Here is a 12387-nt window from a genome sequence, read left to right as displayed (position 1 = left end):
GTGACACCATCACCGGGTGCTCGACATCGGCTACGCCCTCTCCAACCGCTTCCCGGACCCACCGCAGATGGACTACCGCCGCGCGGACATCCGCACCCTGCGCCACGACCTGTTCTGCGGCGACGTCTACCTCGCCGACACCGAGGCGGACCGGGAGCTGTCCACAGCCTGGGGATGGGTGCCGGTGCTCGACTTCGCGTGGGCACTGTGCGACATCGTGGAGCGGATCGACCAGGACCCGGCGGGCTCGCGCGCCTCCCGCCCCCAGCGGGCCGAACTCGACTTCACCGAGTCCACCGACCGCATGCTCTTCGAACGCCGCTTCGGGTGGGTGGACATCGAGTCCGACTGGATGCCGGCCGACGAGAAGCCGCTGACCTTCTCGCACTCCGCACTACGCCGCGAGGCCCGCGACTTCCTGCACGACCTGATCGCCGACCTGGTCGACCTGCACGAGGACCTCGGCGAGAACCCGGCCGTCTGGTCCCTTCAGGCACGGTTTCCCCGGCTGAAGTGAGCTCGGGCGACCGTCTTCCGGGGCAGCTCGCCCGCCCCGCCCCCGCGCCCCCTCAGCCCTCCACCCGGATCCCCAGCTCCGCCGCCAACACGGCCGCCAGGTCGACCAGTTGCGCCGGACTGATCACCGCCCCCGCGAGCCGGTCCACTCCCCGCGTGATCTCCAGTGCGGCGGCCCCGCGCAGGTCGACGTCCGTCAGCGTCGCCTCGCTGAGGTCGGCCCCCTTCAGGGCACAGTCGACGAACTCGACCCGCTCCAGGGTCGCGCCCCCGAAGTCCGGCTCGACCAGGACACAGCCCTCGAAGACGACGTCCTTGAGGCGGGCCCCGCGCAGGTTCAGGTAGTCGATCTTCCCGCCGCGGATCCACACCCGCTCCAGGACCGCGCCGTGCAACTGCACCCCGCCGAGACGCGCGTCGACCAGCTCGACGTCCCGCAGCGACGACTCCGCGAGGTCGGTGCCCACCCCTCTTGTTCCGGTGAGGACCGAGTCGAGGAAGCGGGCGTGGCGCAGCCGGGTCTCGTCCAGCGCGCACCCCGTCAGCGCGCAGTCCATGAAGCGGGCACCCCCGCCGTCCTGTCCGGCGAAGTCCACCTCACGGAACTCCAGCCCGTCGTAGTCTCCGTCCGGCTCCAACTCGCCGCCGCCGTAGGGCTCCAGCGGAGGCAGCCGAAGCTCCGGACGCCTCGCGCCCTTCACACCGGCCGCGCCCCGCCCACCCGTCGCGCCGGCCGCACCGCGCCCGCCCACCGCTCTCCTCGCCATGCCCCCATCCTGCACTCCGCCACTGACAGTCCGCCTGACCTGCGCGAACAGTGGCGATGTCACATTCCGGGCCCGTCGACTCGTCCTATGGGCGTCAGCGAAAGGCGACCCCCAACCGAGGGAGACCCCAAGCCATGCTCCGCATCACCGTCATCGGCGGCGGCTTCGCCGGCCTCACCGCGGCCGTCACCGCCGCCGAGGCGGGCGCCAAGGTCACCGTGTTCGAAGCCCACCACACCCTCGGCGGGCGAGCACGGACCGCCGAGGGCCCGTACCGGACGAACGAGGGACCGCACGCCCTCTACAGTGCGGGCCCGCACTGGGCCTGGCTCAAGCAGCGCGACCTCATCGGGCCGCTCGCACCGATCCCACCCATGGAGGCGGCCCGGCTCCGGCTCCGGCACCACGGGGTGCTGCGCCGCACCCCGCCGTTCGCCCTGCTGAAGCTGCTCCGCCGAGGCGCCCGACAGGCGCCCGTGGACGTCGACTTCCTGTCCTGGGCCACCCGGCAGGCCGGGGAGGAGGCCGCCCGTGCCGCCGCCCACTACTCCGCCGTGGCCGTCTTCCACCACGACCCGGGCGCCCTGTCCGCCGCCTTCGTGCAGGAGCGGCTGCGTCGCGCGACGAAACTTCCGCCCGAGGCGCACTATCCGCGCGGCGGCTGGGCGAGTGTCATCGACCGGATGGCCGCCCGCGCCTGGAACCTCGGGGTCCGCATGGAGACCCTCTCCCGCGTCGACACCCTCCCGACCGACACCCCCGTCGTCGTCGCCACCTCCCTCGACGCCGCGCGCCGCCTCCTCGGGGACGACTCGCTGACCTGGACCAGCGGTCGTACGGTCCTCGTCGACCTCGCCCTACGGACCCGCCGGGGGGACGCGTTCGCCGTCTCGGACCTGGACTCGCCCGGCTGGATCGAGCGGTTCACCGCCCAGGACCGCACCCTGGCCCCGGCCGGCGAGCAGCTCGTGCAGGGGCAGATCCCGATCGCCCCGCACGAGGCGAAGGCCGACGGCACCGCCCGCGCCGAGCAGCTCCTCGACCTCGCCTTCGAGGGCTGGCGTTCCCGGCTCACCTGGCGGCGCGAGGCCGTCGCGAGCGGCCGTACGGGCGCCGTCGACCTGCCCGGCACCAGTTGGCGCGACCGGCCGTCCGTGGACCGCGGCGACGGCGTGTACCTCGCGGGCGACCAGGTCGCCGCCCCCGGTGTGCTGTCCGAGGTCTCCTTCAACAGCGCCCTCACCGCCGTCTCGCTGGCACTCGGCCGGCGCTCCCTTGACCTGAAGGAAGCTTGAGGTCGGACAGTGGGGCACCCGGCAACCGTGCCGCCTTCCGATGGGGGAACCCACATGCGCGCCATCCGCCTGCACGCCTTCGGGCCCGCCGAGAACCTCGCCTACGAGGAGGTCGAGGCCCCCCTCCCCGGGCCGGGCCAGGTCCGTATCGCCGTCGAAGCCGCGGGAGTACACCTCCTGGACACCGCCCTGCGCGAGGGCGAGCGGGGCCCGCTGCCCGAGCCGCCGGTCCTGCCCACCGTCCCCGGCCGGGAGGTCGCGGGCACGGTCGAGTCGCTCGGCGCGGACGTGGCCGGGCGGTGGCTCGGCAGGCGCGTGGTCGCCCACCTGGGCACCGTCCCCGGCGGCTACGCCGAACTGGCCGTCACCGATCTCGGGCGCGTCCACGAGATTCCCCCGAACCTGGACGCCGCCCAGGCCGTCGCCATGATCGGCACGGGCCGTACGGCACTGGGCATCCTCCAGTTCGCGGAGCTCGGCCCCGACTCGGTCGCCGTGATCCCGGCGGCGGCCGGCGGCATCGGCACCCTGCTGGTGCAGTACGCCCGGAACGCCGGCGCCACCGTCGTCGGCCTGGCGGGCGGCCCGGCCAAGACGGCCCTGGTCGAGGCGGCGGGCGCCGATCTCGCCGTCGACTACAAGGACCCCGCCTGGCCGGACAAGGTCCGCGCCCACCTGGGCGGGCGCTGTGCCACCGTCGTCTTCGACGGCGTCGGCGGCGCCGTCGCCCGGGAGGCCGTCGCCCTGCTCGGACCCGGCGGCCGGCACCTCGTGTTCGGCTGGTCGGCCGAGGGCGTCAGAGGCGGTCGTGGCCACTTCGTCGAGGGCGTGTCGGAATCCGTCCTGGGCCCCGTGATGCTGCGGAAGGCCGGCGGCCCCGACCCGCTGCGCACCCTGGAGTCGCGCGCCCTCACCGAGGCCGCCGAGGGCCGGCTGACACCGGCCGTGCAGCGCTTTCCGCTCGCGGAGGCGGCGGCCGCGCACCGGGCGCTGGAGAACCGCGGAACGACCGGAAAGGTGGTACTGGAGCCATGACCAGGAACAGGCCGACAGGGGATGCGACACCTCCCGATCCGTGGTCTTCTGACCTGATGAGCGTCGCCCCGACAGGCGAACCGGCCGCCACCGCGGACGCCGACCCGCGCCGCTGGTGGGGCCTGGTGGTCATCGCCCTCGCACAGCTGATGGTCGTGCTGGACGCGACGATCGTGAACATCGCGCTCCCCTCCGCGCAGAGCGACCTCGGCATGTCCGACGCCAACCGGCAATGGGTGATCACCGCGTACACCCTCGCCTTCGGCGGCCTGCTCCTGCTCGGCGGTCGCATCGCCGACCTGGTCGGCCGCAAACGCACCTTCGTCATCGGCCTGATCGGTTTCGCCGCCGCCTCCGCGCTCGGCGGCGCGGCCACCGGCTCGGGCATGCTCTTCGGCGCCCGTGCTCTTCAGGGCGCCTTCGCCGCCCTTCTGGCGCCCTCCGCCCTGTCCCTGCTGACGACGACCTTCACCGACCCCCAGGAACGCGGCAAGGCCTTCGGTATCTACGGCGCCCTCGCGGGCAGCGGCTCCGCGATCGGCTTCATCGTCGGCGGTCTGCTCACCGAGTACCTGAACTGGCGCTGGTGCCTGTACGCCAACGTGCCCATCGCGATCGGCGCGGTCATCGGCGCCCTCGTCCTGCTCCACGACCGTCCCGGACGCGCGGGCGCCCGACTCGACGTACCCGGCGCCGTGATGGGCTGCGGCGGCCTCGTCGCGATCGTCTACGGCTTCAGCGAGGCCCAGCCGCGCGGCTGGACGGACCCGGCGGTGCTGGGCCTGTTCGCGGCCGGGGTCGCCCTGCTCGTGGCGTTCGTGTGGTGGCAGAACCGGGCGCCGCAGCCGCTGCTGCCCCTGCACATCGTCAAGGACCGCAACCGCGCCGGCTGCTTCCTGACCATGGGGCTCGCCGTGATCGGCATGTTCGGCCTGTTCCTGTTCATGACCTACTACCTCCAGGTCGTCCTCGGCTACTCGCCGGTGCGGACGGGCCTGGCCTTCCTGCCCCTCACGGTCGCGATCATCGTCGGCTCCACGCAGATCTCCGCCCGGCTGATGAACCGGGTACCGCCCCGCATGCTCATGGTCCCGGGCATGATCCTGGCCTCCGGCGGCATGGTGATCCTCACGCAGATGACGGTGGACTCCTCGTACGCGACGGAGATCCTGCCCGCGCTGCTCCTGATGGGCCTGGGCATGGGCCTGACGTTCATGCCGGTCTTCGCCACCGCGACCGCGGGCGTCGCACCGCAGGACTCCGGCGTGACCTCCGCCACCGTCAACACCTCGCAGCAGGTGGGCGGTTCGATCGGCACGGCCCTGCTCAACACGATCGCCACGACCAGCAGCGCCGCCTACGTCACCGCCCACCTGCACAACCCGGCGCAGAAGGCCCGGATCGTGCAGGAGGGCGTCGTGCACGGCTACACGGTGGCCATCTGGTGGGCCGCCGGCATCATGCTGCTGGCGGGCCTGGTCGCGGGACTGATGGTCACGGTGAAGGCCCCGAGGCACGGCGCCCCCACGGACGCACCACTGCCGGAACCGGTGGTCTGACCGGGGGAGAAGGGCGGTGTCCGGCGACTCAGTGCCGCCCCGCCACCCGGTCGGCGACCCGCGCCAGTCGCGAGGACCGCGCGGCCCGTGTCGCGGCCTCCCGCCGGTCCGCCGCCCGGTACGTCGCGTACATGCCCTGCACGCCCAGCCAGCGCAGCGGCTCCGGCTCCCACCTGCGCACCCTGTGCCCCACCCACGGCAGATCCGTCAGCTCGGTCCGGCCGCCCTCCCCCGAGTCGAGCCGCACCAGGTCCCGCAGGGTGCGCGCCGCCAGGTTCGCGGTGGCCACGCCCGAGCCGACGTAGCCGCCCGCCCAGCCGAGCCCCGTCGAACGGTCGAGGGTGACCGTGGCGCACCAGTCGCGCGGCACCCCGAGCACCCCCGACCAGGCGTGCTCGACCCGCACCCCGGCCAGCGGCGGGAAGAAGCGGACGAGGATCTCGCGCAGGGCGTCGATCGTGGCGTCCTGGGTCCGGCCGTCGTTGTCGGTCCCGGACCCGAAGCGGTACGGCACACCGCGTCCGCCGAGCGCGATCCGCCCGTCGGCGGTGCGCTGCGCGTACATGTACGCGTGCGCCATGTCGCCGAGCGTCTCCCGCCCGTCCCAGCCGACCGACTCCCACTGCCCCTCGGTCAGCGGCTCGGTCGCGATCATCGAGGAGTTCATCGGCAGCCAGGTCCGCTTCTGGCCCTTCAGCCCGGCCGTGAAGCCCTCCGTGCAGCGCAGGACGTAGGGCGCGCGGACGGTCCCGTACGGCGTCACCGCGTGCTTCGGCCGGATCTCCGTCACCGGGGTCAGCTCGTGGACGGTGACGCCCAGCGCCGCCACCGCCGCCGCCAGCCCCTTCACCAGTTTCACCGGGTGCACCCGCGCCCCGTGCGGGGTCCAGGTCGAGCCGACCGCGTCCGCGACCCGGATCCGCTCCGCGGTGGCCCGGGCGCCGTACAGTTCGCGGTCCTTCTCGCCGTACGCCAGCTCGGCCGCGTGGAAGGCCTTCAGCCGCGCCGACTGCGCGGGCGTACGGGCGACTTCGAGGACTCCGCCCTTGTGGACGTCGGCCTCGATCCCCTCGTCCGCGACCACCCGGACGACCTCGTCGACCGTGTCGTTCATCGCCCGCTGCAACCGTACGGCGGCTTCCCGGCCGTGCAGTTTCGCGTACCGGTCGCGGCCCGCGATGCCGTTGTACAGCCAGCCGCCGTTGCGGCCGGAGGCGCCGTAGCCGCAGAACCGCTGTTCCAGGACGGTGATCCGCAGGAAGGGGGCCGCCTTCTTCAGGTAGTACGCGGTCCACAGTCCGGTGTACCCGCCGCCCACGATCACGACGTCCGCCGACGCGTCACCGTCGAGCGGCTCCCGCACCGCCGGGAGACCGTCGTCCGCGTACCAGAAGGAGATGCCACCGTTGACGGCACTGCTCGCCGAGTTGCCCATGGCCGGTATTCAACCCCTGCGGGCGGCCCGTGTCTCCTTCGGATTCCATGCTTTTCCCCGCCCTCCGACCAGCGGATAGCAGCCGAGACCGACCAGCACCGAGACGAAGTGCCCGAAGTCCGTGAAGGTCGGCGCGGTCACGAGCGGATACGTGTACACGAGCAGGACGACGGCAACATAGACGTACCGCCAGGGTGCCGCGATCCGGTACGTGAGGACCGCCACCACGCCCGCGAGCGCGTAACTCACCCCGAAGTCGAGGGTGTTGGCCGCCGAGTCGGGCGCCCGCCCGTCCCGGATCGCCAGCCACAGCGCCCCCTCGCTGATGAGCGTCGCCAGTACGTGCGCGGCGAAGGCGACCACCAGCCAGCGCAGCGTCCCGAGCCAGCGCTCCGCCTGCGCGTGGAAGACGCTGTAGAAGACGACGTACGGCAGCCAGATCCCGCCGTCGATCCACATCGCGCTCGTCACCAGGACGCGCAGCGGATGCTGCGAGAGCTCGTGCAGGTTGGTCGACCGCTGCCGCAGGAACTCCTGCTCGAACTCCGGCGACATGTGATGCATGGCCACGGTGGTCACGAACAGGATGCCCAGCCAGACATAGGTGCCGGGGGCGCTGCGGACGTAGCTCCACACCCGGTGGAAGCCCCGGTGCGGGCCCCGGTGTGGCCCCCGGTCAATTCGCATGAGCCGATTCACGCACGCCAGTAGGGTCCGTCACGTGATCGACATCCCGCAAGAGCTGGCGGCGGCGCAGGCGAAGTACAACGGGGACGCCGGCCGGGAGTTCATCGCCGCACTGCCGGGCCTGGCGGCCGGCTTCCTGGAGCGCTGGGAGCTGCGGCGCGACGGTTCACCGATGCACGGTGTCAGCGCCCTGGTCCTGCCGGTGGTCCGCGCGGACGGCACCCCCGCCGTGCTGAAACTGCAGCTCCTGGACGCCGAGAGCGAGGGCGAGCCGGTCGCCCTGCGGGTGTGGGACGGAGACGGGGCGGTCCGTCTCCTCGACCACGACACGGCCACCGGCACCATGCTCCTGGAGCGCCTCGACCCGGCCCGCATGCTGTCGTACGTCCCCGACTCCCGCGCCGCCGTCCTGGTCGTCGCCCGGCTCCTCGCGCACCTCACCGCCGTACCGGCACCGCACGGCATGCGCCGCCTCGGCGACATCGCGCACGCCATGCTCGACCGGGTGCCCCGGGCCCTGGAGCGCGTCCCTGACACCGCGGCACGCCGCCTCCTCGCCGACTGCGCTGCCGCCGTGCGCGAGGTCGTCGACGAGCCCGGCGACCGCCTGCTGCACTGGGACCTCCACTACGAGAACGTCCTCGCCGCCGACCGCGCCCCCTGGCTGGCCATCGACCCGAAACCACTGGCCGGCGACCCCGCGTTCGAGCTGCTGCCCGCCCTCGACAACCGCTTCGAGCCGGACGAGATCCACTGGCGCTTCGACGCCATGACCGACGTGCTGCGCCTGGACCGCGCCCGGGCCCGCGCCTGGACCCTGGGCCGGGTCCTGCAGAACTGCCTGTGGGAGACCGAGGACGGCCGTCCCCTGGAGCCGGAGCAACTGGAGATCGCCCGTCGGCTGCGCGACGGCGACCGGAGTTAACCTCGCCCCATGATTCGAGCCGCCACCCCCGCCGACGTCCCCGTGATCCACACCCTGATCCGCGAACTCGCCGAGTACGAGAAGGCCCTGCACGAGGTCAGGGCCACCCCGGAACAACTCCACGAGACCCTCTTCGGCGACCGCCCCGCCGCCTACGCCCACATCGCGACCGACGACACGACCGGCGAGCCGGTGGGCTTCGCCCTCTGGTTCCTCAACTTCTCCACCTGGCGCGGCGTCCACGGCATCTACCTGGAGGACCTCTACGTCCGCCCCACCGCCCGAGGCGCCGGCCACGGCAAGGCCCTCCTCACCGAACTCGCCCGCCTCTGCGTCACCCGCGGCTACCAGCGCCTGGAATGGGCGGTCCTCAACTGGAACGCCCCGTCCATCGCCTTCTACGAGTCCCTGGGCGCCCGCCCCCAGACCGAATGGACGGTCTACCGACTGACGGACGAGGCACTGGAACGCCTGGGGGCCGACCAGCCCACGGACCCCGCGAGCGGCGACCACGGCTGAGCACACCGGAACCCGAAGGGCCCGCCCCGGCCGCCCGCCTGCCTGCCCGGTCTCGGACTACGGAGCAGACCGGCGACGCACCCGATCAACCACGAACCGCCGGCCCACGCCCCAGCTCCAGGGGGTCCGCCGATCCGTTCGCAGCGGCGTACCGGGCCATCGCCAGGTGCGGGTGGGCGAGCAGCTCCGCTCCGGCCGGGTCTCCTTCCGCCCGGGCCGCGAGGCCGAGTCCGACCCAGCTCTCGGGATCGCCGTCGCCTCGGACGATGCGGGTGCGGAAGGCGGCGAGCGCCTCCGCGGTACGGCCCATGACCAGGTCGACGTCCTCGGGGCGCGCCCCCTCGACCGTGGCGCCCGGGTCCGCCCGCAGCCGGTCGAAGCCCTCCGGGTCGGCCAGCAGCCACCGGAGCAGGACAGCACGGGTGTCGAAGCCGCGGGCTGGTGTGCGCGGGGTGAGCAGGGACTCGCCGGTCGGACCCGTGGGCCCCAGGTGGTACGCCCGCCACAGCGCCCGGTGATCGGCCACCGCCAGCTCGGCCGCCGCCAGGGCCCGCGCGTCCACCGGCTCCGCCTGCCACGGCTCCAGCCGTCCGGACAGTTCGGCCACCAGCCTCCGCCCGAGGTCGGTGAGCCCCTCGGACCGGCTGATCGTGTGCAGCGCGTGCGCCGTCTGGGACCGCCACAGCGCGAACTCGAACTGTCCGAGCGGATGGCGGCGGCGCCGCCAGAACGCGGTGACACCGAAGAACGCGTACACCCCCTGGAGCAGACCGCCGAGCGGCCGGGGGTCGTCACGCCACGGCGCGTAGTGCGGGCCGGTGCCCTGGTCGTCGTCGTACAGCGTGAACAGGTGCATGAACGCGCTGAGCTTGTTGTGCTGGAACTCGTGCACGAGCGTCGACGCGAACTGCTCCCCGTCGTCCGGCACCGACGCCACCGCCGCCCCGAAGGCGTCGCCCGACGACGCGCTGCGCGGCCGGAACCGCTCGCTCCGCGGTCGGGGTACCACCGACACCAGGCCACCCGCCAGCGCCCGGGCCGCCTCGGCGTCGGTGTCGCGCAGGATCTCCCAGGCCTCGAGGAACAGCCGCTGCCAGTCGGCGGCTTGGTCGAGGGGGTCGGCCGCGGCGGGCTTCCGCAGGGCTCGGTAGGGATCGGTGTCGTCCAGGAGCAGGGCGCAGCCGTCGGCACGCAGCTCGGTCAGGGGATGCCAGTGGGGTCCTTCCGGCGCGCGCCCGCCGATCCGGACGCAACCGCCGGCGGCGGACACTTCGGCCACGCCCCGGTCCTCCGGGCCGGGCACCCGCATCGCCCCGAGCGCGGGCAGCGCCGCCCACCCGTGCCGGACCGGGATGTCGGTACGGAAGTCCAGTCCCGCCCGGAGGGCCGCGGTGGCCGCGATCGCGTGGAGGTAGCCGGTGTCCGTCCACAGGGGCGCGTCGTCCTCGACGCTCCCGCGCAGTCGCCGCAGCGTGTGCGCCGCCCACACACCGACGGCCGGATACGCGAGCACCGCCTCGGCCGCCTCGGCGGACACGGCGTGCGCCCGCGCCAGCAGCCGCCAGCCGTCGGCCAGTGGGGGCAGTGGTCCGGTCGGCACCGTGGCGGCCGAGTCGAGCAGGGCCCGTACGACGAGCAGCCGCCAGCTGCGCTCACTCGCGCGCAGTGCGCCGACGGTCGCGGCACCGCCCCCACCGGCGAGCAGTTCCTCGAAGGACCGCGGGGCCAGAACGTGGGGGCGGGTGTGGGGGCGGGCCGTCTGCTGCACGAAGGGGTCCTACTCGCCGTGTTCGTCGCGCTGGGGGTTGTAGCCGCCGAGGCTGCCGGCCGGGTCGTCGATACGTCCGAGCAGACGCCGCATGGAGTCCCCGGCGGACGGCAGGCTCAGGCCGGGCCAGGTGTCCAACGGGATGTCGCTGAGGTCGATCAGCTCCGACTCGACTCCGGACTTCTCCATGGCGCCGTCCCCGTGACAGTGAAGGTGGTGAGATGAATGACTGGAATGTTCCTGAAAGGGCGTCTTCTTGGTAAAAGACAGGTCTTCGCAGGTTTTCAGGCTACTTCAGCGACCCTAGTGCACCACAGGAGCCACACAGGACCACCGCACGGAATCCGCCCGGATCGAGTGACGGATGAACGAACCGGGTAGAAATGGGATGGGTTTCAATTCGCCTGCTTGACCGAGGAGTTGCGAAGAGAGGTGGGGTCGGGCACCGTGCCGGCGACAGAGGGGCCACGCGGGCTGGACCCGGTGCGAGTGGCGGAGGTGATGGTCCGTCCGCCCGCCGGCCACGGTGCCGGGCGCCGCGGTTCCGGGTACCGGGTCGGTCCGGCCTGGGTGCTGACCGCCGCCCACGTCGTCCAGGACGCCGGGGCGGCCACCACGGCCGTACGGTTCGAGGCCGACCGGAGCGACGAGTGGACCGCGCCCGTCCGTGTCGCGTTCGCCTCCGAGAAGGCCGACGTGGCGCTCCTGGAGATCACCGGCGCCGTCCCGCCGGGCGTCCACACGACCGCCGCCGGGGCCTGCTCCTACGGCACCGTGCCCGATGCGGACGTCATGCTGACGTGCAGCGCGATGGGCTTTCCCCGGTTCAAGCTGCGCGAGGACCGGATGCGCCTGCTCGACGACGGCTCGCCCTCCCAGTACCGCGACTCCTGTCACGCCACGGGCCTGACCTCGGCGCTCTCCAACCGCCGCGAGGGCACCCTCGAACTCGCGGTCACTCCACCGGAGTCCGACCCGGAACCGGACCGCTCGCCCTGGGAGGGCATGTCCGGCGCGGCCGTCTGGCACGACGGCACGCTCGTCGGACTCGTCAGCGCCCACCACCGCGCGGACGGCCTGGGGCGGCTCGCCGCCGTCCGCGTGGACCGCTGGCACGAACAACTGACAGCGGCCGAACTCACCCTGCTGCACGAACACGCCGGACTGCCCCTCTCGGCAGCCGAGTTGCTGCGGCCCACCGACGGGCGGCCGGGCGGCGCCCGGCTGGCCGACCTGCCGGCCGGCCTCCCTTTGCGCGAACTGGACGGCCTGATCAGCGCGTTGACGGCACTGCCGACGGTGAAGGATCACACGAACCTCGCCCTCGTCCTGGACAGCGTCGACCCGGCGATCGCGGCCATGAGTCCGCGCTCCGCCGTCCTGCGGACGGACGTGTTCGGGATCGTGCGGACGTGCCTGCGCTACCAGGGCACCTTGGACCAGTTCCTGGAAGCGATACGGTTGTTGGAGGGCGACTCCACCGGAGTGGCCCGCATGGAGCACGAGGCGATGGAGTTGTCCCGGCGCCACCGCCGAGCCGATGAGAGCCACTGACCTGATATCGCATCGCCGCGCGGCTGCGGGGTTTCATCCTCCGCCCGGCGGGCCATTATCAGGAGGATGTGAGCAGCCAACATCCACAAGACAAGCCGGGGGGGAAGGGGTTTGGCCGTCATGGAGCCGTCTGTGGCCGCCGTCGAGTCCAGTCTTGTCGATCTCGCGGGGGTGTCTCTTGAAACGCTGCGCTCCATGGATGGCCGAGTTATCGCCGCGTCACTGGAGGAACTGCGGCGCGGTATCGATCATCCACTGGCCAGCGTCAGCGACTTCGGAAGCGCCGAGCGGTTCGACTGACGCCGCCAGGGCCCTCGATGTCGGCTG

At 72.8% G+C, this 12387-nt stretch carries 13 protein-coding genes; 8 read left to right on the top strand and 5 right to left on the bottom strand.

Annotation, left to right across the window (positions count from 1 at the left end; translation table 11 throughout):
- Positions 1–16: 16 nt before the first annotated feature.
- Positions 17–517, top strand: a complete 501-nt coding sequence (locus tag OG985_RS25250; RefSeq protein ID WP_371670611.1) for a hypothetical protein — start codon at positions 17–19, stop codon at positions 515–517.
- Positions 518–569: 52 nt separating this feature from the next.
- Here the strand turns inward: OG985_RS25250 and OG985_RS25245 are convergent, their stop codons facing one another.
- Positions 570–1283, bottom strand: a complete 714-nt coding sequence (locus OG985_RS25245) for a pentapeptide repeat-containing protein (protein WP_371670610.1) — start codon at positions 1281–1283, stop codon at positions 570–572.
- Positions 1284–1417: 134 nt separating this feature from the next.
- Here OG985_RS25245 and OG985_RS25240 point away from each other — a divergent pair, with 134 nt between their 5' ends.
- Genes OG985_RS25240 through OG985_RS25230 form a run of 3 tightly spaced genes read left to right on the top strand, consistent with a single transcriptional unit; the run spans position 1418 to position 5172 of the window.
- On the top strand, positions 1418–2578 hold the full coding sequence (locus OG985_RS25240; protein WP_371670609.1) for an FAD-dependent oxidoreductase: 1161 nt from the start codon (positions 1418–1420) through the stop codon (positions 2576–2578).
- Between the two features lie 54 nt (positions 2579–2632).
- The gene (locus OG985_RS25235; protein ID WP_371670608.1) at positions 2633–3613 is read left to right on the top strand and encodes a zinc-binding dehydrogenase; all 981 of its coding nucleotides are present in this window, start codon (positions 2633–2635) and stop codon (positions 3611–3613) included.
- Between the two features lie 56 nt (positions 3614–3669).
- The gene (locus tag OG985_RS25230) at positions 3670–5172 is read left to right on the top strand and encodes an MFS transporter (RefSeq protein WP_371670607.1); all 1503 of its coding nucleotides are present in this window, start codon (positions 3670–3672) and stop codon (positions 5170–5172) included.
- Between the two features lie 28 nt (positions 5173–5200).
- Here OG985_RS25230 and OG985_RS25225 read toward each other — a convergent pair whose 3' ends face one another.
- The gene (locus OG985_RS25225; protein ID WP_371670606.1) at positions 5201–6607 is read right to left on the bottom strand and encodes an NAD(P)/FAD-dependent oxidoreductase; all 1407 of its coding nucleotides are present in this window, start codon (positions 6605–6607) and stop codon (positions 5201–5203) included.
- 9 nt (positions 6608–6616) lie between these two features.
- Positions 6617–7294 (bottom strand): rhomboid-like protein, encoded by a 678-nt coding sequence (locus OG985_RS25220; RefSeq protein ID WP_371670605.1) that lies wholly within the window; start codon positions 7292–7294, stop codon positions 6617–6619.
- Between OG985_RS25220 and OG985_RS25215 the strand changes: the two genes are divergently transcribed.
- Together OG985_RS25215 and OG985_RS25210 are read left to right on the top strand one after the other, a co-directional pair.
- Entirely contained in the window at positions 7293–8219 is a 927-nt protein-coding gene (locus OG985_RS25215; protein WP_371670604.1) for an aminoglycoside phosphotransferase family protein, read from the top strand. The genes OG985_RS25220 and OG985_RS25215 overlap by 2 nt on opposite strands.
- A gap of 9 nt (positions 8220–8228) precedes the next feature.
- Complete coding sequence (locus tag OG985_RS25210) at positions 8229–8738, top strand: N-acetyltransferase family protein (protein WP_371670603.1); 510 nt, start codon at positions 8229–8231, stop codon at positions 8736–8738.
- 85 nt (positions 8739–8823) lie between these two features.
- Here the strand turns inward: OG985_RS25210 and OG985_RS25205 are convergent, their stop codons facing one another.
- On the bottom strand, positions 8824–10506 hold the full coding sequence (locus OG985_RS25205; protein ID WP_371670602.1) for an HEXXH motif domain-containing protein: 1683 nt from the start codon (positions 10504–10506) through the stop codon (positions 8824–8826).
- A 9-nt stretch (positions 10507–10515) separates the two neighbouring features.
- A complete protein-coding gene (locus OG985_RS25200) occupies positions 10516–10695 on the bottom strand; it encodes a hypothetical protein (RefSeq protein WP_371670601.1) in 180 nt (59 codons plus the stop codon).
- Between the two features lie 258 nt (positions 10696–10953).
- Between OG985_RS25200 and OG985_RS25195 the strand changes: the two genes are divergently transcribed.
- Together OG985_RS25195 and OG985_RS25190 are read left to right on the top strand one after the other, a co-directional pair.
- On the top strand, positions 10954–12060 hold the full coding sequence (locus OG985_RS25195) for a trypsin-like peptidase domain-containing protein (protein WP_371670600.1): 1107 nt from the start codon (positions 10954–10956) through the stop codon (positions 12058–12060).
- Between the two features lie 132 nt (positions 12061–12192).
- Positions 12193–12360 carry a hypothetical protein gene (locus OG985_RS25190; protein WP_371670599.1) on the top strand — a complete coding sequence of 56 codons (168 nt, stop codon included), beginning with the start codon at positions 12193–12195 and terminating at the stop codon, positions 12358–12360.
- Positions 12361–12387: the final 27 nt, after the last annotated feature.

The sequence above is a fragment of the Streptomyces sp. NBC_00289 genome (assembly GCF_041435115.1).
Taxonomy (GTDB): Bacteria; Actinomycetota; Actinomycetes; order Streptomycetales; family Streptomycetaceae; genus Streptomyces.
The sequence above is the reverse complement of the archived record's forward strand: the minus strand, read 5'-3'. Positions and strand labels throughout refer to the sequence as shown.

Bases quoted from the DNA above. Each gene is read 5' to 3' on its own strand.
- OG985_RS25245 (WP_371670610.1), bottom strand. From the start codon at position 1,283: ATGGCGAGGAGAGCGGTGGGCGGGCGCGGTGCGGCCGGCGCGACGGGT.
- OG985_RS25225 (WP_371670606.1), bottom strand. From the start codon at position 6,607: ATGGGCAACTCGGCGAGCAGTGCCGTCAACGGTGGCATCTCCTTCTGG.
- OG985_RS25210 (WP_371670603.1), top strand. From the start codon at position 8,229: ATGATTCGAGCCGCCACCCCCGCCGACGTCCCCGTGATCCACACCCTG.
- OG985_RS25215 (WP_371670604.1), top strand. From the start codon at position 7,293: ATGAGCCGATTCACGCACGCCAGTAGGGTCCGTCACGTGATCGACATC.
- OG985_RS25230 (WP_371670607.1), top strand. From the start codon at position 3,670: ATGAGCGTCGCCCCGACAGGCGAACCGGCCGCCACCGCGGACGCCGAC.
- OG985_RS25240 (WP_371670609.1), top strand. From the start codon at position 1,418: ATGCTCCGCATCACCGTCATCGGCGGCGGCTTCGCCGGCCTCACCGCG.
- OG985_RS25235 (WP_371670608.1), top strand. From the start codon at position 2,633: ATGCGCGCCATCCGCCTGCACGCCTTCGGGCCCGCCGAGAACCTCGCC.
- OG985_RS25200 (WP_371670601.1), bottom strand. From the start codon at position 10,695: ATGGAGAAGTCCGGAGTCGAGTCGGAGCTGATCGACCTCAGCGACATC.
- OG985_RS25220 (WP_371670605.1), bottom strand. From the start codon at position 7,294: ATGCGAATTGACCGGGGGCCACACCGGGGCCCGCACCGGGGCTTCCAC.